The sequence below is a fragment of the Sphingomonas sp. CFBP 13603 genome (genome assembly GCF_014892665.1).
Classification (GTDB): Bacteria; Pseudomonadota; Alphaproteobacteria; order Sphingomonadales; family Sphingomonadaceae; genus Sphingomonas.
The window spans coordinates 428,800-447,021 of the sequence record NZ_JADBIA010000001.1 but is presented as its reverse complement, the minus strand read 5'-3'; the positions used below and the strand labels follow the sequence as shown (position 1 = coordinate 447,021).

The 18,222-nt window shown below is 63.0% G+C and carries 18 protein-coding genes and 1 tRNA gene; 9 read left to right on the top strand and 10 right to left on the bottom strand.

Annotated elements, in window-relative coordinates; all coding sequences use genetic code 11:
- Positions 1–57 precede the first annotated feature (57 nt).
- Positions 58–1,341, bottom strand: coding sequence for a DUF2171 domain-containing protein (locus IFR23_RS02120; RefSeq protein WP_192974491.1), 1,284 nt, complete (start codon positions 1,339–1,341; stop codon positions 58–60).
- A 235-nt stretch (positions 1,342–1,576) separates the two neighbouring features.
- Between IFR23_RS02120 and IFR23_RS02115 the strand changes: the two genes are divergently transcribed.
- Positions 1,577–1,652 (top strand) — tRNA-Ala (locus IFR23_RS02115).
- A gap of 174 nt (positions 1,653–1,826) precedes the next feature.
- Here IFR23_RS02115 and IFR23_RS02110 read toward each other — a convergent pair.
- Positions 1,827–2,423, bottom strand: coding sequence for a methyltransferase domain-containing protein (locus IFR23_RS02110; protein WP_192974490.1), 597 nt, complete (start codon positions 2,421–2,423; stop codon positions 1,827–1,829).
- Between the two features lie 193 nt (positions 2,424–2,616).
- Here IFR23_RS02110 and IFR23_RS02105 point away from each other — a divergent pair, with 193 nt between their 5' ends.
- On the top strand, positions 2,617–3,105 hold the full coding sequence (locus IFR23_RS02105) for a hypothetical protein (RefSeq protein WP_192974489.1): 489 nt from the start codon (positions 2,617–2,619) through the stop codon (positions 3,103–3,105).
- Positions 3,106–3,233: 128 nt separating this feature from the next.
- On the opposite strand, the gene IFR23_RS02100 is transcribed toward IFR23_RS02105, so the two are convergent.
- The 4 genes from IFR23_RS02100 to IFR23_RS02085 all read right to left on the bottom strand — a co-directional run bounded on the left by IFR23_RS02100 (position 3,234) and on the right by IFR23_RS02085 (position 8,639).
- Complete coding sequence (locus tag IFR23_RS02100) at positions 3,234–4,379, bottom strand: tetratricopeptide repeat protein (RefSeq protein ID WP_192974488.1); 1,146 nt, start codon at positions 4,377–4,379, stop codon at positions 3,234–3,236.
- A gap of 400 nt (positions 4,380–4,779) precedes the next feature.
- Positions 4,780–7,122 (bottom strand): TonB-dependent receptor, encoded by a 2,343-nt coding sequence (locus tag IFR23_RS02095; RefSeq protein ID WP_192974487.1) that lies wholly within the window; start codon positions 7,120–7,122, stop codon positions 4,780–4,782.
- A gap of 10 nt (positions 7,123–7,132) precedes the next feature.
- Entirely contained in the window at positions 7,133–8,107 is a 975-nt protein-coding gene (locus IFR23_RS02090) for a FecR family protein (protein ID WP_192974486.1), read from the bottom strand.
- Positions 8,097–8,639 (bottom strand): RNA polymerase sigma factor, encoded by a 543-nt coding sequence (locus IFR23_RS02085; RefSeq protein WP_192974485.1) that lies wholly within the window; start codon positions 8,637–8,639, stop codon positions 8,097–8,099. The genes IFR23_RS02090 and IFR23_RS02085 overlap by 11 nt, the downstream gene beginning before the upstream one ends.
- A gap of 555 nt (positions 8,640–9,194) precedes the next feature.
- Here IFR23_RS02085 and IFR23_RS02080 point away from each other — a divergent pair.
- The 4 genes from IFR23_RS02080 (at position 9,195) to glsA (ending at position 12,542) form a co-directional block, all read left to right on the top strand.
- On the top strand, positions 9,195–10,079 hold the full coding sequence (locus tag IFR23_RS02080; RefSeq protein WP_192974484.1) for a MipA/OmpV family protein: 885 nt from the start codon (positions 9,195–9,197) through the stop codon (positions 10,077–10,079).
- A 1-nt stretch (position 10,080) separates the two neighbouring features.
- Positions 10,081–10,548: a hypothetical protein gene (locus IFR23_RS02075; protein ID WP_192974483.1), complete on the top strand. Its 468-nt coding sequence runs from the start codon at positions 10,081–10,083 to the stop codon at positions 10,546–10,548.
- 297 nt (positions 10,549–10,845) lie between these two features.
- Positions 10,846–11,097: a hypothetical protein gene (locus IFR23_RS02070; protein WP_146168560.1), complete on the top strand. Its 252-nt coding sequence runs from the start codon at positions 10,846–10,848 to the stop codon at positions 11,095–11,097.
- 521 nt (positions 11,098–11,618) lie between these two features.
- A complete protein-coding gene (gene glsA, locus IFR23_RS02065; protein WP_192974482.1) occupies positions 11,619–12,542 on the top strand; it encodes a glutaminase A in 924 nt (307 codons plus the stop codon).
- Here glsA and IFR23_RS02060 read toward each other — a convergent pair.
- Both IFR23_RS02060 and IFR23_RS02055 read right to left on the bottom strand, forming a co-directional pair.
- Positions 12,537–13,775, bottom strand: a complete 1,239-nt coding sequence (locus tag IFR23_RS02060) for an MFS transporter (RefSeq protein ID WP_244655391.1) — start codon at positions 13,773–13,775, stop codon at positions 12,537–12,539. The two genes, glsA and IFR23_RS02060, sit on opposite strands and share 6 nt — an antisense overlap.
- A 60-nt stretch (positions 13,776–13,835) precedes the next feature.
- The gene (locus IFR23_RS02055; protein WP_107961803.1) at positions 13,836–14,285 is read right to left on the bottom strand and encodes a MarR family winged helix-turn-helix transcriptional regulator; all 450 of its coding nucleotides are present in this window, start codon (positions 14,283–14,285) and stop codon (positions 13,836–13,838) included.
- A 118-nt stretch (positions 14,286–14,403) separates the two neighbouring features.
- Here IFR23_RS02055 and IFR23_RS02050 point away from each other — a divergent pair, with 118 nt between their 5' ends.
- Positions 14,404–14,829 (top strand): organic hydroperoxide resistance protein, encoded by a 426-nt coding sequence (locus IFR23_RS02050; protein ID WP_107961802.1) that lies wholly within the window; start codon positions 14,404–14,406, stop codon positions 14,827–14,829.
- 49 nt (positions 14,830–14,878) lie between these two features.
- On the opposite strand, the gene IFR23_RS19995 is transcribed toward IFR23_RS02050, so the two are convergent.
- Together IFR23_RS19995 and IFR23_RS02040 are read right to left on the bottom strand one after the other, a co-directional pair.
- Positions 14,879–15,652: a hypothetical protein gene (locus IFR23_RS19995; RefSeq protein ID WP_244655390.1), complete on the bottom strand. Its 774-nt coding sequence runs from the start codon at positions 15,650–15,652 to the stop codon at positions 14,879–14,881.
- A gap of 114 nt (positions 15,653–15,766) precedes the next feature.
- The gene (locus tag IFR23_RS02040; RefSeq protein WP_244655389.1) at positions 15,767–16,825 is read right to left on the bottom strand and encodes a metallophosphoesterase; all 1,059 of its coding nucleotides are present in this window, start codon (positions 16,823–16,825) and stop codon (positions 15,767–15,769) included.
- A gap of 345 nt (positions 16,826–17,170) precedes the next feature.
- Here IFR23_RS02040 and IFR23_RS02035 point away from each other — a divergent pair, with 345 nt between their 5' ends.
- Together IFR23_RS02035 and IFR23_RS02030 are read left to right on the top strand one after the other, a co-directional pair.
- Entirely contained in the window at positions 17,171–17,464 is a 294-nt protein-coding gene (locus IFR23_RS02035; RefSeq protein ID WP_107961801.1) for a hypothetical protein, read from the top strand.
- A gap of 77 nt (positions 17,465–17,541) precedes the next feature.
- Positions 17,542–18,084, top strand: a complete 543-nt coding sequence (locus tag IFR23_RS02030; RefSeq protein WP_107961800.1) for a glycine zipper 2TM domain-containing protein — start codon at positions 17,542–17,544, stop codon at positions 18,082–18,084.
- The last annotated feature ends 138 nt before the right edge of the window (positions 18,085–18,222 follow it).

Here is an 18,222-nt window from a genome sequence, read left to right as displayed (position 1 = left end):
CCGCCCGGGCCCCTTTTCGACCTGCGTCAGGCGACGCCGGTCAATATCGTCATGCGATCAATACGTGGTCGAACCCGCCTTGCCGAGCGTGTCCGACGTCGTGCTGCTGGTCGATGCCGCACCCGTGGTGGACGAACTGCCGGTCGAGGCGCTCGAAGCATAACCGCTGGTGCCGGCATCCTTCTTGTCGCCGCCCGTGCGATCGCCGTACTCGAACATCGCCGAGTTGCGCTCTTCTTCCTTCCACGCCGCCTTGGCCTCGTCGGCCGACTTCGACAGCGTCACCTTGCCGTCGACGGCCTTGATCCAGCGCGACGGGATCGAGTGGTGCACGCCACCCGCATCGCGGTCGTTCTTGGTCAGCAGGATCCGGTCGCCCTTCACCTTGTCGACCGTGCCGACATGGCTGCCATCCGAACCGACAACTTCCATATGCTCGGTGACCTGCGACAGCGAACTGCGCTGGCCCTGGCGCTCATTGCGCCACGACGAAAACTCGGTCTCGAACTTCGAGCGGTTCTCGTTCCGATACTCGTCATAGTCACGGTCGAGCGCCGCGATCTGCGTGCTGCGCCAGCCATGATAATGGTCGTCATGCGTGTTCGACGAGCGATTGCCGAACGCACGGTTGTCCGAATTACCATACGAGCGCTCGTCATAGCGCGCATCGGCTTCGCGGCGACGCTCGGCCTCGTCGTCACCGAACCACGAGCGAACTTCGTCGCCTGCGCGCGCGATGAACCCGCGATCGTCATAGTCGTAACCCTGTGGCTGGCGACCATAATCACGCCCCTCGTTACGGCTGCCGCCGCGTGAGGAGTTGCGGTTGTCGTCATCGGCGTCGCGGTTGCGGCCTACGTCCTCGAAACGGCGACCATCCGATGCATAGCTACCGTGGTATTCGGTATCGCTCGAACCCTGGCTGCGCTGGCCATAGCCCTGCTGGCCATAGCCCTGGCCGGAGCGCTGCTGGCCATAGCCCTGCTGCCCGTAACCCTGCTGGCCGTAGCCCTGGCCCGATCCCTGGCCGTAACGCGACTGGCCATAGCGATCGCCGCCCGATGGCTGCGAGCGATCATTGTGGCCGCCATAATAGTCGCGACCGCCCTGCTCGCGAGCATATTGATCGCCGCGTCCCTGGTCGTCACGCCCCTGATATCCCTGACCACGGCCGCTGCGGTTATCGTCGCGATCATATTCGCCGGCGGCTTCATACTCACGCGCGCTGGAACGACCGTAGCCGCCACCGTCCGCGCGGAAATCGCGACCATAGTCATTTGAGTTCGGCCGACCGTAATAGTCGCCCGACTGGCGATCTCGGGTGTTGCGTTCGTAGACCATAGGAACCTCCTAATTGCTGTCCTGCGGCTGCCGGCTTCGTCGATCTGTCGTCGATCGCGGGGCCGTACATTCCGAAGACTACAAACGCCAAAAGGGCGGAATGTTCCTGCAAACCCGGCCATGTGGCGGCGACAGGACGCAGCCCTGCGACGACGTGTGGGAAGGACTGGCGGCGACCATTGCATCGCCCAAAACCACCCGCTAATGGCTCGATCATGGCCTCTGGCCACCGCACGGGGCCGTAGCTCAGATGGGAGAGCGCTGCAATCGCACTGCAGAGGTCAAGGGTTCGATTCCCTTCGGCTCCACCACGCGAAAGCATTCGATCCATTCGCCATTCGCGCGCTCCGGTCAGCGTAACCACGTTAGTATCGCACGTGGCGGTGAACTCGCCTACGGCCTCCCAAAATGCCTCGGTCGAAGGGGTAAATTCGCGCAGGTACTCGGGGCGCAGGTGGGTATAGCTCACGCCGGCCACCTGCTCGCTATGGCCCACAGCTGCATCGATCTGCGCTTCGGGCCGAGTAGCCTTTCAGATGGGTGCCGAAATCACAATAGTGTTCTTCGGCGGAAAACTGCGGGCCTTCCTCGTGATCGCAGATGAAGTGCGGAACGCTCGTTGTCGGCCGATCCTGCTCCCCGCAGAACCGCTTGTCGGGGACTGCGATAAGGATATGCCCTCCTGGCTTCACGACCCGAACCCATGTCTTTAGCGCGGCAATCGCGTCATCCACATGCTCAAGGACGTGCGCCGCGATCAAGTAATCGAACGTGCCGTCTGCTACCGAAATTAACGTGGCACCGTCGTCGATGATGTCCGGATCAACGATGTCAACGTTCTCATTCCCGGGAAGTCCTCGCCAGTAAGACGAGGGCATCGCATCAATATATCTCGTCTTGGATCCGGCTGGTACAAGAATTGGCTGCATCAATGCCCCGGTCTCAGCGCCGTACCCTTTGCAATACTTTTGGGCCGAAAAGCTTCGTGTGTGTCGCGCCTTACGCCCCTCTAATAGGGGACTGATTGCTTTGAACACCAAGGGTTCAGCTTTGAGCGCGATTTTCCGAGCATACTGTTTCATATCTAGCACTCTAGTATCTGTTCACCGACCCACCCCGGAGTCACGTTTCTCTCATCAACTAAATACGTCCATTATTATTTGAAAGCAGCTCCGCTGAGGTCGGATCGGCTTTTCGCGCTGTGATGCCAACCAACTCTCTGCTTAAAATTCAATCACTTAACCGCAGCCAAACGATCGCAGGAAAGGATGACGCATGACTGCGACAGCAAACAGCAGCTTTGCGGCCGAGGCTTCCGCGGAGGGACCGATGACGCTCGCGCCTCCATCATTCGACGGGCACGGCTGGCGTGTCGTGATCAACCTCGCCCGCACGACAGCGGTCGGCGTCGGCGCGCTCATGTTCGCCGTCGGCGCGTGCTCGCTTAACGCCGAGCTCGCGTTCATCGGCGTTCAACACGATAGCGAGCTCGGCGCCGCTCGTCTTCCGGCAATCGTTACGGATATCCACGTGCGACGAACTGCTGAAGGTAAGCGGGATTACGCCCGATCGTCGCCGACAGACTGGCAAGGCTCCAACCTTGCTCGTTCGCCAGTTGGGGGAAACCACATGCGCGGGTTGGGCGGGGTTACCATCGGTACGGATCCTCACATCAATTCGGAATGCGTACGGCCAAACTGTTTCGTTTATGGTCTCACCCTAGGATGCCTCCGACCGGGCAAGCCATTGATATTCATGAAGTGACAATTCAGGGACACGCGGGCAACTGCCGTTGAAAACAAAGGGCTTTACGGCTCCACGGCTAAACGGTCGGTTGCCTCGCGCACGAGTTACGTTCTCGCCTAAGTTACGTCCTCGCTTACGTTTGTAACTCAAGGCGCGGGCTTCCCTTTGATAGAGGGCGGGGCATCGGATAGATCGAGAACGGTCATGTCCGCCAATCCCCAGCGTCGTCGGATGCGGCTGTTGGCCGGCACTGTATAAGTCCCGCGATAGGTGTAGCGCTCCAATCGATCATTCTGTGCGACGTTGTCGGTACTGGTTACCGCATAGCGACGGCCAGCGATCTGCTTGAGGATCATCCGCGTTTGGGCTGTCGACAGCGTGCCTCGCAACACAGTGATATCTTCGGTATGACCATCTGGCTTCACCCGAAAACTAACATCGGCCCACTCTATACCCGAGGGGATGTCGTCGCCGGGCGTGCTTCCCAAGAAGAGTCGTGCCGTTTCCTTCGCGTGTTCCGCGGGCGATTGGGCGAAGGACGGCTCCTGAACGAGGATAGGCTCTCCGTTTGCCATCGGCGTGATACCCTTCACGAGATCATCAATGGAACCACCATTCTCGCGCTTCGTGCCAAGCCTTGCTCGGGCAGTCTGGACGCCGGCCCGAATGCTGGCATTGTCTACCTGGGGATCGTGCTCGACGGCCACGAGTATTTTCTCCGCCTGTTCCATGCGACCGACCGCGGTCAGCAACGACACGCGCCGCAGAGATGCCACCAGTGCCGCAACACCTTGTCCATGTTCACGAGCCTCCTTTTCGGCCTCGGCGTAGCTCGCGTCCGCCGATCGGAAGTGTTTTAGCTTTACCCACATGTCACCCACGTGGATGGTGGCGTAGACTACGGAGGGGTCTGTGTTCGGAAGGTTGCGACGGAGCACGCCCATTTGGCTTGATGTCGCACGCCGAAACACCTCCGTGTCTCCCTCGTGAAACGCCACGGTACCATAGGCATCGTACAACGCCGCCAATGATCGCGGGTACGTCTTTTCGAACCCGCGATTGCGTCCAACCGCCTTGGCCAGCATGTCTTTGGCCAGTACATACTTCCCTTCCCGCAATCGTTGCTCTGCCAGCGCGATCGTAACGTGCGCATCCTGCGCCGGCGTACAGCGGCGTTCCAAGCACTCTGCATAAGAATCGCCTAGGCGCCTAGCAGTGACCACGATATCTTTTTGCGGCTCCGCCTTAATCGGCAAATTCTGGATCAGCTGCACTAGCAAGAACGCGATCATCGTATTCTCCTCGCGACCGTTCTATCCAGCAGACCAAGCAAAACCAACATTTTCCGACTTGGCAGTCGTCAAGTTTGCCAATCAAGATCTAGCTCCACCCGGGCCTGTGCGCTTGGTATCACGCTGGTATCGTAAAACGCCCATGCCGACGGTTAGATCGTACGTCATCGTGACCCTTTGGCCGCGTTATCGCACAGGAAGTGCGCCATTCGGAGGAATCACACTGCGGAGGTCAAGGGTTCGATTCCCTTCGGCTCCACCAGCGCCAAATCGCCCGGCGCCAAGTCACCGCTCCGGTTCAAACAATGCCGTCGGCGGGTTGCTGGATTGATACCCTTCACCGGTATCGGCAGTGGTTGCGCGCACTGGCGGAAAGCAGTTCGTCCTGATCGAGCGGTCGTCAGAAGCGGACGTCGAAACCCAGTCGGATGGTACGCGGCCTGAGCGGGGTCATCTGGTTGCGCTCGGCCACGCTGAACGGATTGCCGAGCGCGAAACTGTTCGCGCGGACGTCGCCGATATTGTCGATGTCGAGCGACACGCCGAACCTATCGAAGCCCAACCGCCCCCCCAGATCGCCGACCGCATATCGGCCTTGCGGGATGTTGAGGACAGGGCCGACACCAAGTCGGGATTCACCGATGTAGCGCACCGACACGTCCGCGCTCAAATTCACCCCCTCGGCGATGGTCTTTTGCCAGGTAGCGGCCGCGCGCGTGCCGTTCCTCGGAACGTTGGGCAAAGTCTGCTCTTCGGACGTGCCGAAATCGGCCTCGGCCGCGTACAGCTTGCTGTTGTTGACGAACGCCGCGCCGGTGAGCGTGAGCGCGGGCGACAGCCGCCACGTTATCTCAGCGTCCAGCCCATAGACCCGCCCGTCCCCCACATTGGCGGTGTACGGCAAACCCGACGTATCGACGAGGTCGGCCTGGATGTGATTCCAGTCGGCGAAGAAGATCGCGGCGCGAATACTCAACCGATCATCCCCCCTGCGCCCCCACCGTACGCCGAGTTCGGTCATCGACAGATCGTCGGCCACGAATTTCCGGCTATCCAGCGCGTCGCCCGATGGTGCCACCGCGAGACCGCCAGCCCTGAACCCCTTCTGGAAATGCACGAAGCTCGAGAACGACCGGGACGGCTGCCAATCCACCGCGAAGCTCGGCAGTGCAGGCAGCGCCGTACTGGAGGGCTCCTTCGATCCATTCTTGGATTTGTCGAGCAGGCTGCCCGCGCTTCGTGCCAGCGTGACGCGTACGCCCGCCGTCGCCGTCAACGTTCGTGTTATGGGCTTCGACGCCTGTCCGAACAGTGCGAATTCCATCTGCCGGTTACGGACGCCGGCGATCTGCTCGAGCGCATCCGGCACCCCGATCGAACGTGACAATCGGCTGATGTTATGGATCCCCGCCACCCCCGCCACCCAAGGCGATCGCTGGCCTCCACCCGATACGCGCGTCTCGTAAGCATAGGCACGGATCGCGTTCGTCTCTTCGAACTTGAGCGGCGACGTTGTGCCGAGATATCCCGTCGCATCAAAGACGGTCGTAAAATCATGCTCGACCACCGACGCCGTCGTGACGATCTCCCCCCGCCCAAGCGGACGTCGCGCGGTCACGTAGCCGAGATGATAATGATCGCGGAACGGCTGCGCGATCGCCGTCGCGCGGGTCAGCGGCGGATCGCCCCGGATCGTGTACTGCCCGTCGCGGCTGGTGATATTCTGCTCGACGCCACCGATATCGACGGTCCAGCCCGAAAGATCGGCGATGCGCAGCGTCACGCGCTGCCCAAAGCTTCGCGTCGTGTTGATGTCGCGCAGATTGCGGGACGGATCGTCGATATATCCGGCTTCGCGCGCCCCGAATGCGACGATGCGCAGGGCGATGCGGTCCGCCGCGATCGGGATGTTGAGCATCGCGGCACCGTCGCCCCCGACGCCGCCCGACCGTGTCGAACTCAGTCCGGCGGAAGCGGTCGCGGCGATGCGGTCGGTCGCCGGTGCGTTCGGGACGAAGCGCATGATCCCGCCGAGCGCACTGGCGCCGTACAACGTGCCCTGAGGACCGACCAGGATTTCGACGCGTTCCATGTCGTACAGGTTCAGATCGGGATCCGGCGCACTGTAATTCAGGCGTACTTCGCCGAGATACTGGCCGACGGTCGCCTGGGTCTGGCCGCTGAAACTGCTGTCCGCGATCCCCCGGATAAACAGCTTGTCCCGCCCGGGGCCCAAATTCGTGGAGCCCATGGTCGGAAGCAGTTCGGCGATCGCCGCGCTACCGTTGCCGGCGTTGCGCGCCAGCCAGCCGGCATCGAATTCCATGAGCTTCACCGAACCCGGGAAACTGTCGAGCAGCGCTCCCTGCTTGCTGGCGGTAACGATGATATCGCCAGGCACTTCGGCGATCTCGATCGGTGTCCTTACCGGAACGCGACGTTTGGGTTCTTTCGGCGGGATGATTTTCCGTGCCATGATCCGGACGGTCTTGCGATCGTAGAAGACGAAGTCGGCACCAGTCCCCTTGATCGCCTCCGTCAATGCGGCGGACACCGAACGCGCACCCCGGACGCCCGGCGATCGTCTGGCGGCGATGATCGGATCGGTCACCGTTATCGTGATCCCAGCCTGCGCGCCGAGCGTCGCTGCCACGTCGCCGAGCCGTCCCGGTGAAACGTCGAACCTTTCGGCCTGAGCGATGGCCGGCATGGCGATAACGAGCCCGGTACCGACCGTCGCCATCGTCGCCCATCTAGCGCGCAGCACCGTCACCGGGTTTCATGATCCAGCCCGCCGACCCACGCTGCACGGTGACGCCCAGAGCCGGCGCCAGTCGTTCGAGCTGACCGGGGCCCGAACCGTCGAGGCGAATTGCACCGGAAAACGGGCGGTTTGCGATGGCGGGCGCCATGTCGATGCGAACGCCGAGCGCCCGGGCGAGGTCGGCTGCCACGCTCGACAGTGGCGCCCCACCATAGAGCAGTTGGCCTTTTTGCCACCCGCCGACGGACGCGACCGGCGTAGCGATCACGCGCACCGTCTTCGAGGACGACGGATCGATCAATCCCTGGCCGGCATGGAGGGAAATTCCCCTATCGCCCGGGTTATACACGACCTCGCCTTCGGCCACCGTGACCCGCACCCCGCCTGCATCGTTCACGACGTTGAAGACGGTTCCGACATCTTCAACCCGGTTGCGACCGACGTGAAGCGTAAACGGCGCGGCATCGTCATGGCGAACGCGGAACAAGGCTTCGCCGCCGACCAGCGAAGCGAACCGCGCATTCTTGCGATCGAACGTCATTCGCGTCGAGCCATTGAGCGCCACCATAGTCGTCGCGTCCAGTGCGATCGTCCGGCGCTCGCCGGGGCCGGTCGCGACATCGTAGCGGCCCGACTCGAACTGCGGGGCGACGACGATCGCCGCGGCGACCGACGCGGCCAGTGCGCCGCCGGCGATCGCCCAGCCGCGTACCCTGCGGTCAGGCGCGGGCAGGACGGCATCGTCGTTGGCGGCAGTTCGTTCCGCAGGCGCGAACGACACCTCCGACAATAGCGGCGCGATCGCGGCATCGACGCGTTCGATGGCGTCATATGCAGCAGCATGCCGCGGATCCTCGGCAAGCCAGTCGGCGAACGCTTCCCATGCGCGGTCGTCGCCATGGCGAAGCCGAACATGCCATTCGATCGCGCGTGCGTCGTGGCGATGGGCTGTCTCAGTCTCCATGATGCCCTCTTTCATGCCTGAGACGCCGCGGCATCGAATGATCCTCATCCAGATGAAGTCTCGCAGCGGCGATCGCTTCGTAAGCGCGCGTCAGATGCTTCTCGACCGCGCTGACACTGACGCCGATGTCCGCGGCGATCTGCCGTTGCGGTTCGCCCTCTACCCGGAAGCGCCGGAATATCGTCCGGGTTCGCTCCGGCAGTCCGTCCAACACATGCTGCAAGATCGCGACCTGCTGGTTGGCGATCAGCGACGTCTCGGCCGAGGGCCGTTCGTCGAGTTCCCGATCCTCGCCGGTATGCGCATCGACCCAGTCGCCCTCGCGTCGCACGCGTCGTCCCGCCGCCCGACGATGATCGAGAAAATGACTGTTGGCGGTCCGGTACAGATAGGCGCGCGGCTCCGTGACCGGACCGATCTTTGCAGCCGAAATAGTAAGATACACTTCCTGGAGAATATCCTCCGCCTCGTCCGCGGCGGCGCCACGGGAGGCGAGAAATCGTAGCAATGCCGGCCTCAATGGAACCAGCATTCCCAGAATTTCTCTATTCGGCATATGCCGTCAACATCCAATACCGAACGCAAGCAATAGCGTTATCGATTTTGTGAATGCCTATCAATGCGCCTCGACAGACTCAAAATCACATTTTTGCGAGCACGATTGAGTAATTTCGGTGTTACGCAAGACTAAACCAAAGCCAATAATCTGACATTGCTCGATAAAATATTCGTGATGGGGAATATCGATATCGTCGGCGTCTCAGTCAGGAAAGGAGGCACCTGTGGTCCAGCGCAATAAAAAGCACCGATATCGCAGATCCCTACTCATCTACTCACGCACTATAGCCGATGCGTAGCGACGTATTCGGCAAAGACGTCTCACTTAAGCCGGTGATCGCCGTCGTCTGAAGATTTCGTCGATCGGCAATCGAACGCCACGGCTTCGGTCGACGAAATCTGCATTTCAAACAACCGCTCCGAACTCGTCCGACAGCGCGCCTCCACCTCGGTCACGAACCGCGGGCCGTGCCTCCATGCCCGGCGGACACCGCTCTGAGCGCGTTCGGCAGCAGCCATAAGGTCTTATATGAAAATCTCCGTCTTGTGCCGTTCCGCCGTCCTCTGCGCTGCTGCAACGCTGGGGGCCACGGCTTCATCCGCGCAGGAGCGTCCGCCGCTCGATCCCGGCGCGATCCGTGCCGCCGGCACACCAGATGAGCCGCGGGACGATTGGCAGATCCAGCTCGGCGTGGGCAGCTTTTACAGCCCCAACTTCGTCGGATCCAAGGATTATCAGCTCCAGGCAGGTCCCAATATCGCCGTGCGTTACAAGGACCGCTTCTTCATTTCGGTCCTCGATGGCGTCGGTTTCGATCTGATCAAGACCGACAGCTTCAGAGCGGGCCCGGTCGTCAAATTCCAGCAGCAGCGCCGGGAGAACGGCAAATCCACGTTCATGATCGCGGGTAAGCGGTCCACCGCACTGCTCGGTATGGGCGACGTCGACGCGACCATCGAGGCAGGTGGCTATATCCGCTATCAGTCTGGCCCGTTCTCGGCGAACGCGGAGGTGCGCAAGGGGCTCGGCGGCCATGACGGCGTCATCGCCGAATTCGGCCTGCGATACACGACCCCGTTCGCCGGCCTGAGCGTCGGTGATCGGCCGATCATCCTTTCGGTCGGCCCGGGCGCGACGGTCGTCGATAGCAAATACGAGTCGACGTATTTCAGCATCGATGCCGGACAGTCCTCACGTACCGGTCTTGCACGGTTCGATGCCAAGGGCGGGTTGCAGTCCTACGGCGTCAACGCGGTCGTCGTCGTTCCCATCTCCCCCAAGCTCAGTGCGGCCCTGATCGGCGGGTTCGATCGATTGTCGGGAGACGCCGCCAAGTCTCCCCTCGTCCGCGAACGCGGATCGCGCAACCAGAAGACGCTCGGCCTGGGCCTGACCTATCGGTTCGGACTTTAGCATGTTGGCATCCCTCATGCTCCTGTCGTCGACATCCACGCCGTATCTGTCTCACGCAACGGCCAATGCCCTGCTGATCATCAATTCATTGCCTCGGCGTAGAAGCCACGACCCGGACCACCGACGATCCCCAGCCACGCGGGCCAACCGCCCTCCGCTTCCTTTCGGCGAGCCGGCAAACGCCGAGATACAGCCGTTCGATGTCCTGGAGCTGATGGTTGTCCAGATCGGTCGGCGAGATCGGGAATCGTACCTCAAACCGGATGGCTGGCTTGCTACTTTGTGCAAGACGCTCTTCGGGTTCGAGCAGGTCACGCGCCTGGCAGATCCCCGCCTCGAAGCGCTGCGGATGCTCGTGATCGCACTCGGCCGACGCCATCCGCGGCCCGCGATCTTCAAGGCGGCACTCGCTGCTGGCATCACACGGCAACAGATCGATTTTCTGGTGGCTCGCCAAGGCTTGCGGTGATCGCCCCCCACAGTTCAAGGCGTCGCTTCCGCTCGGCCAAATCACACTATCCCATTGCGATATATATACTAATTATCGCAGCTGAGCGTGCTTGGCAGTAACTTCGTCCAATTGAAGTGCGCAGATCGTCCGCAGCGCTCCGGCTTTACAGCCGAATAAACTCGCTCGATTGCGCAAGCATCTGCACGGCCCACCAAAATCTAGATCAATTCCGATTTTCTTAACTTCAATTAGCTCTTCAAAATTTTCGGAAAATCTCCTATCCGAGCCCTTCTTGTAAAATATTGGAGCGTTCAAATGCGTAAACTTATCCTCTCCCTGTCCGCGATCGCCGTTGCAGCAATGCCAGTGGCCGCCAGCGCAGCATCGAATTCCGCAGCATCGCTCTCGACCACGAAGTCGGTTCGCGCCGCATCGTCGACCGGGAAGAAGAGCCATTTCGCTGACGTCAGCGGTTCCGGCCTGCTGATCATCGCCATCGCTGCAGTCGCAGTTGGCGGCGGTCTGTACATGGCGATCGACAACGACGACAATTCCGACAGCAACTGAGTCGGTTGGGGCGGCGAAGCATCGTCGCCCCATTTGCTGCTCTCAAGCGCGGCGTCGGGCCGTCATCGACACCCGATACGCCCGAATATCGAAAAATCCGAACAGCCGGGCCGGGCCGCGACGGATGTCAGCCGCGAGGGTGCTTGTTGGTGCCAGGCTGGTTCATCATCGTCCAGGCCCGCGTGCTATCCACATCGTGGATATAGCGGCTTGACGACTGGCCCGCTCGACGACGACGCTTCGTCACGACGAGCAGCAGTAAAATCGCTCCGGCCGCTATGACGCCGCCCCCAACTATCCAGATCATCGCCGCCCCGCTTGATTTACATCATGGCGGTTCGTGCATCTTTGCGCGTCGCATGGCCATGACCTGTTCCTTACAACCGTCCCAGACGGGGACTTTCCCTTGGAAAAGAGCGTACTGCCGGGCCTCGTGACGCAATGAAGGCGACCTCGCCCACGCCAGGGGAGACGAAACGAGCAGCGGGCGTTGTCGCTCCGAATACGGAGCCTCGACCACCATGCCCCTCGCCGATATCGCCACCGAAATTGCCACTACCATCCAGCGCGATGCCCGCGATATCGAGCATGCGGCCGACGCGAAGATAGCGGGGCTCGAACCAGGCCCGTTCGGCATGGCGATCGCGATGGCCGACGGATCGCTGATCCGAGCGGGATCGGCCGACACCGTCTTCCCTATCCAGAGCATTTCAAAAGTCTTTGCGCTGAGCTTGGCGATAGAGAAGATCGGCGACCCGTTGTTCAAGCGCGTCGGGCGCGAACCCTCGGGCGATCCGTTCAATTCGGTGATCGATCTGGAACGAACCTGCGGTGTCCCGCGCAATCCGTTCATCAATGCTGGCGCGCTGGTGATAGTCGACATGCTGGTCGAACACTTCGGCGATCGAGCGAAGGACGCCGTTCTAAATCTCGTACGCGACGGCATCGACGACACCGCAGCGAAATCAGCGGTCGCGCTCGACAAGGACGTGCTCGAGGAAGGCGGCGACCTCAATCGCGCCATGCTGCATTTCATGGTCCACCACGATAATATCCGATCGCCGATCGATGCGATCATGGATGCCTATGCGCGGCAGTGTGCGGTGGCGGTCGATTGCGTCGGACTGGCCCAAGCCGGTCGCTATCTGGCCGACACGCGCATTTCGGCCGACGCCGCAGACCGCGCCAAACGCATGCGCACCATCCTCGCGCTGATGATGACGTGCGGCCATTACGACGGTTCGGGCGACTTCGCAGTACGTGTCGGTCTCCCCGCCAAGAGTGGCGTCGGCGGCGGCATCCTGGCGATCGCGCCGGGCATTGCATCGATCGCGGTCTGGTCGCCCAATCTCGACCAGCACGGCAACTCGATGCTCGGCGTCCGTGCGCTGGAGATGCTCAACGCACGCACCGGATGGTCGGTCTTCGGTCCACCTATCTCATAGCCGGGCTGCTCTTGGCTTCAGCACCGCGAACAACAGCCATCCGATACCGCCGGCCAAGATCCCGAGCACCCCTCCGAGAAGATACGCGTCGATTGCGCCGTCCGGCATGAAAAGGCCGCCGACCATGTAGCCAAGGATCGCCGCACTGTTCGTTGCCGCGCTGTAAAGGGCTGCGACCTTGCCGTGAGCGCTAGCGGGCGATTCGCGTTGCAACATCGTCCGGACGGCGACGTTGTGCACGCTGTTCGCCGCGCCGCCGATGACGAAGGCGATCCCCACCATCGACAGTCCGGCCAGTATGGTCGCACCGGCGACACCGATCGTGACCATCATCGTACCCATCACCATGACCGACGCAAAGGCGACGGGTGCCGGTCGGTTCACGGGCCATGTTCCCACGACGACCGCACCCGCCATCATCCCGCCCGCCCAACAGGCGGTCAGCAGCCCGAACGCTATCGAACCCGCGGACAATGAAACGGTCACCAGAAAGACGAACGCAACATCGGCGATCGCGCTGGCGAAGACGCCGAACGTCAGGGCGCCGATCATGATGACGATCCGCCGATCCCGCAACACCGGCATATAGTCCGCGAACAGGGTCCGCCCTCCCACGCTGACATGGCGCTCGACCGGACGCCGCAGGCCGCTACCCACGATCACCGCGGCGAGCAGCGCGAAGCTGGCCGCATCGATCAGCAGCGCGTTGCCGGCCCCGCCCCAAGCCACCAGCATGCCCCCGACGACCGGCCCCGCGAGCATGCCCGCACTCCGCACGAACTCCAGCCCCGCGTTCGCACGCGCCAGCGTCATCCCCAGTCCGGTCGCCAACACGGGGATGAGCGCGAAGCTAGCCGTCCCGCCGATCGCAAAGAGGATGCTGAGGACGCTGGCGCCGGCGAGCGTCGAACTCAGATCCGGATGATACGCCATCCAGACCAGCACGACCGCATCGGCCAACGCAGCCCCGGCAAGCAGCATGCCCGCGTCACGCGCATCGACGAGGCGACCGATGTACGGCGTCGCGAGCAGCCCCGGCAGCAGCTGCGCCATGAGCAGCAGCGGTACGGCGAATGGCGCACGATCGCCGGCCGTGCGGAACATCAGCGTGATCAGGGAGATCTCGTCGCCGATCGTCGAGATCGCGAGCGTCGCCAACAGCAACCACCCCCATCCCCGCCTGAACTCGACGATCCCCATGTCGCGCGCCCTTCCCGTATCGCACGTCTGCATGGAAGCGACGGTCGGGGCAACCGACGGCGGCTCGGGCGCGATAGCCGCAAGCCCGGCGCTTCACTGCGTAGCCGGCGCCTCGCTGGCGAGCGCACGGCGTAGGGCCGCGACTTCCGCATTGAGCGACGCGAGACGGTCCGGCGTCATGCCCGATCGCTCGACGATCAATGGTCCGAGACAGCCCGTTTCGGTCCACCGCGCCCTGCCCGCGTCGGTCAGGCGAACGCGCACCTGGCGTTCGTCGGCAGGATTGCGAATCCGGGTGACGAGCCCGGCGGCCTCGAGCCGCTTTGCCAGCGGCGTGATCGTGCTCGGTTCCAGCGCGAGCCGCTCGGCGATCGCCCCGATCGAACACCCATCCTCCGCCTCGTTCAAGGTCTGGAGAACGAGGAACTGCGGATAGGTGATGCCGAGCCGGTCGAGCACTGGCTTGTACGCGCGGTTGATCGCGATCGTCGCGGCATACAGCGAAAAGCAGAGCTGTTGGTCGAGCGGCAGGGGATCGGACACGGCGGGGCTCCTTCGCAATCGGGTATAGCATGAAAATGTTTATCGCGACAATTGTTGCTGGACTTCCGTATCGTGCCCGCCTAAATAGTTATCGCGATAAGCAATATGGAGATACAGCATGTCGATCGACGTCAAGTACACCACCGAAGCCACCGCAACCGGCGGCCGTGACGGCCACGCACGTTCGCAGGACGGCCGCTTCGACGTAGCCCTCTCGACGCCGAAGGAACTGGGCGGCGCAGGCGGCGACGGCAGCAACCCCGAGCAGTTGTTCGCAGCTGGCTATTCCGCATGCTTCATCGGCGCGCTCAAGGTTGCGGGCCAGCAGCTGAAGATGAAGGTTCCGGACGACGTCGCCGTCACTGCCAAGGTCGGCATCGGTCCGCGTGCGGCTGGTGGCTTCGGCATCACGACCGACCTGACGGTGACGCTGCCAGGCCTGGAGCGCGATCGGGCGCAGGAGCTCGTCGATGCGGCGCATCAGATCTGCCCGTACTCGAACGCCACCCGCGGCAACGTCGACGTCGGCCTGACGCTCGTCTGAGCCATGCCCCAGGGGCCGGCGCAATGTCGCCGGCCCCTGGGTTACGTCTTTACGCTGCGGGTATCCGCTTCAATTGTGCCGACCCGATATGCCACCGCAACTGGCTCGCCGACGCGCCGTCGACATCGTTGACCCGGCGCACGACATAGGTGCCGCGGAAGCGCTGCTGCGTACCGTCGTCGAGAGTCGCATCGACCGTGACGGGCACCGGTTGGTAGATCGATCCGGCACCGCCGTCGCCGGGCTGTAGCGCACCGATCGTCACACGGGTGCTGCGGGTATGCGCGAATCCCGCCTCGAACGCGGCGAGCGTCTGGCCCGGCCGGCCCTCATCGCCCCACTGTGTCCAAGCGGTCGCGTAATCGCGCGCGTTGATCGCCGAATAATAGCGTCGCACCACCGCGGCGGCCGCTTCCATGCTCTTCGGCGCCGGTCCGCACCCTGCCATTGGCGCACCTTTACCATCGAATAGTGCACAGCTCCGTGCGATCTCGTCCTCGATGATCGCACAGCTGTTGACGGCGTTGCACGGCGGATGGGTCGCGGGTGACACATCCCGGCATATCGCCACGCGCTTGGCGGCGGCGGCCTCGCCGATCTCGGCCTTGCACGACAGCAGCTCCGACGAGATCGGTGTCGAGGCGGCCGGCTTCGAGGACGGACCGGACGTCAGCGCGACCTTCGTCGGTGCCCGCGTCGATGCCGGCGACGATTCTGCCGCCAGTGCAGTGGTTTCGGTGTCGCGCGCGACGGTCGTCTGGTTCGATCGGTCGGGGTCCGCGCCGCATCCCGCCAGCGCCAGACACACGAACATACTGGTCATCATCACGCGCATACGCTGCCTCTCTCCTGCGATCGTCGTTGCCATCGCCTTGGCGGACTTAGCCCGCGGGGTGGCGCCGGGAAAGTCATCAAGTCGCTCGGAAGTCTGCGCACTCTACCGCGTTGCGCGCAGCGTGATCCGCGTCATCTCCGCTGGCCGCCCCAGTCGCAACGCGAACCCCGGCCACAACCCGGTGCCGTTGCTGACGTACAGCGTCATGCCGTCGACATTGTACCGCCGCGTCACGAACCCGCCATTGGCGGATGCGAACAGCCGGTCTAACCCGCGGATCATGCCGCCATGCGTGTGTCCCGAAAGCTGGATCGCGATGCCCCGCGCCGCCGACCGCCGCGCATTCTTCGGTTGATGATCGAGCAGCACGATCGGCATGTCGCGTGGCGCACCCGCGAGCGCGGCGTCGAGATCGGGACCGGGCTGTCCGACTCCGGGCGCCGACAGATCGGTGACGCCCGCGATCACCAGCCCGGCGTCGCCACGCGTCAGCATTGTATGCGCGTTCGGCAACATGCGGATGCCCAGCCCCGACAGATGTCGCATCCAGGCCGCGTAATCGAAGAAATATTCGTGGTTGCCGGGAATGGCATACACGCCGTCCGGCGCGCGAAGATCCGCCAGCGGTGCCACGTCCGCGCGGCGCATCGCGACCGATCCGTCGATGAAGTCCCCCGTCACGACGATCAGGTCGACACCGGTCGCATTCGCCCGGTCGACGACCGCGCGGGTCCAGCGTTCGGGAAACAAGCGGCTGATATGCAGGTCGGTCAGTTGCAACAGCCGATACCCGTCGAACTGCGGCGGCAGGTCGCGCACGCGAATCTCGACATCTTCGACCGGCGGGACCCGCACGGCGTTCGCGACGCCGATCGCGGCGAGCAGCCCCGCCAAGCCGCCGATCGCATAGCGGACGCCGTCAGGCACCCCGACCGATCCACGCCGCACCAGCATCGTCGCGAGCGTACCAAGGTCGAGCAAGATCTGCAGCACCGCCAGCAGCACGATCGCGCCGAACGCCCAATTGAAGAGAATGACGATCGCCCGCGGAAACTCCGGCGCGAAGATCGACCCGGACGATAGCCGACTCCAGAAATGATATTGCGAGGCCAGCAGGAGTATTATGCCGATGCCGGCCTTCATCCAGAACGGCAACGCCAACGGCCACAGCCAGCGCGCGAGAACGAACAGGCACGGCGTCGCGAATATCAGGTTGAAAATCGTCCGTCTCCATCGCCGAAGCGCCGTCGGCCTTCGCGTCCTCGACCGGATTTTCGACCGGGCCACCGAACGGCGAGGGTCGAGAAACCCCGCCTCGTGCGCCCCCATACCGATATCCTGCGCCGGGTTCCATGCGTCCGATATCCAAGCGTGCGACTCCAAGCCCGCAATATCCCCGCGCGCTCGACGAACCTGTACGCCAGCCGACAATGTCGTTCAGGAACGATGCCGCCAAACAACCGTATCAACGGCGCATCCCGATTGTCGGGTTCGAGAGGACATCTCATGAAGTTTACGCATCTCATCGCCGCGGGCCTCGCCTTTGCCACGCTCGGTCTCGGTGCCGCCGCTCCCGCAGAAGCGCAGCGCGATCGCGGGCACAGCCAGCAGTATCGCGACAACGATCACCGTGGCGACCACCGGGGCGATCGCCGCGATTATCGCCGCAACGATCACCGCGGCGATCGTCACGACAACCGCCGCTATCGTGGTCGCGACAACGATCGTCGCAACTGGAACAACAACCGCCGCTGCCGCACCGAATGGCGCCACAACCGTCGCGTGCAGATCTGCCGCTGATAAGTCTTGATATCGGGCAGGCGGTGGCGCGATGCTGCCGCCCGTCATCGTCGTGACACTCTAGAAGGATCCGGATCATGAAGCGTTTTCTCGGTACGGCTGCACTGATCGCCGCTACCTGCCTCTCCGCCGCCACCCCCGCGCTCGCGCAGTCGCAGGCCGACGATGCGCGGTTCGCCGCCGCCCAGTCGCGCCTCGACAGCGAATTGCAGATCTTCCGCCAGGAATTCGATCGCTATCAGTCGGTCCGCAACCGCGGCGGGTATGTGCCGCAGGGCGGCTATCGCACCGCACCCGATCGTGGTTATCAGGAAGCGTATCCGGACGAGCGCGACGAGGGCAATTACGACCCCTCGCGCTATTACCGCGCAGGCCCGAACTACCAGGAGCGCACGCTGGCGACCAACGACCGCGTCTATGCCGGCCAGGACGGCAAATATTACTGCAAGCGCAACGACGGCACAACCGGGCTGATCATCGGCGCGGCGGGCGGCGGTATCCTCGGCAACGTCATCGACGGCGGCCGTTCGCGCATCGTCGGCTCGTTGCTGGGCGCTGCCGCGGGTGGCCTGGCCGGACGTGCAGTGGAGCAGAGCAACAGCCAGGTCCGCTGCCGCTGATCGACGGTCGATCCTCCCCCGCCAGGGGGAGGTGTCGCCGAAGGTGACGGAGGGGGAGGACACGGAACCGAGGTTTCCCCTTCCTCTCCCTCCGTCAGGCGATGCCTGCCACCTCCCCCTGGCGGGGGAGGATTACAG

Excerpts from the sequence above, each read along its gene's own strand:
- IFR23_RS02120 (WP_192974491.1), bottom strand. The coding sequence starts at position 1,341 with ATGGTCTACGAACGCAACACCCGAGATCGCCAGTCGGGCGACTATTAC.
- IFR23_RS02110 (WP_192974490.1), bottom strand. The coding sequence starts at position 2,423 with ATGAAACAGTATGCTCGGAAAATCGCGCTCAAAGCTGAACCCTTGGTG.
- IFR23_RS02105 (WP_192974489.1), top strand. The coding sequence starts at position 2,617 with ATGACTGCGACAGCAAACAGCAGCTTTGCGGCCGAGGCTTCCGCGGAG.
- IFR23_RS02100 (WP_192974488.1), bottom strand. The coding sequence starts at position 4,379 with ATGATCGCGTTCTTGCTAGTGCAGCTGATCCAGAATTTGCCGATTAAG.
- IFR23_RS02095 (WP_192974487.1), bottom strand. The coding sequence starts at position 7,122 with ATGGCGACGGTCGGTACCGGGCTCGTTATCGCCATGCCGGCCATCGCT.
- IFR23_RS02090 (WP_192974486.1), bottom strand. The coding sequence starts at position 8,107 with ATGGAGACTGAGACAGCCCATCGCCACGACGCACGCGCGATCGAATGG.
- IFR23_RS02085 (WP_192974485.1), bottom strand. The coding sequence starts at position 8,639 with ATGCTGGTTCCATTGAGGCCGGCATTGCTACGATTTCTCGCCTCCCGT.
- IFR23_RS02080 (WP_192974484.1), top strand. The coding sequence starts at position 9,195 with ATGAAAATCTCCGTCTTGTGCCGTTCCGCCGTCCTCTGCGCTGCTGCA.
- IFR23_RS02075 (WP_192974483.1), top strand. The coding sequence starts at position 10,081 with ATGTTGGCATCCCTCATGCTCCTGTCGTCGACATCCACGCCGTATCTG.
- IFR23_RS02070 (WP_146168560.1), top strand. The coding sequence starts at position 10,846 with ATGCGTAAACTTATCCTCTCCCTGTCCGCGATCGCCGTTGCAGCAATG.
- glsA (WP_192974482.1), top strand. The coding sequence starts at position 11,619 with ATGCCCCTCGCCGATATCGCCACCGAAATTGCCACTACCATCCAGCGC.
- IFR23_RS02060 (WP_244655391.1), bottom strand. The coding sequence starts at position 13,775 with ATGCAGACGTGCGATACGGGAAGGGCGCGCGACATGGGGATCGTCGAG.
- IFR23_RS02050 (WP_107961802.1), top strand. The coding sequence starts at position 14,404 with ATGTCGATCGACGTCAAGTACACCACCGAAGCCACCGCAACCGGCGGC.
- IFR23_RS19995 (WP_244655390.1), bottom strand. The coding sequence starts at position 15,652 with ATGACCAGTATGTTCGTGTGTCTGGCGCTGGCGGGATGCGGCGCGGAC.
- IFR23_RS02035 (WP_107961801.1), top strand. The coding sequence starts at position 17,171 with ATGAAGTTTACGCATCTCATCGCCGCGGGCCTCGCCTTTGCCACGCTC.
- IFR23_RS02030 (WP_107961800.1), top strand. The coding sequence starts at position 17,542 with ATGAAGCGTTTTCTCGGTACGGCTGCACTGATCGCCGCTACCTGCCTC.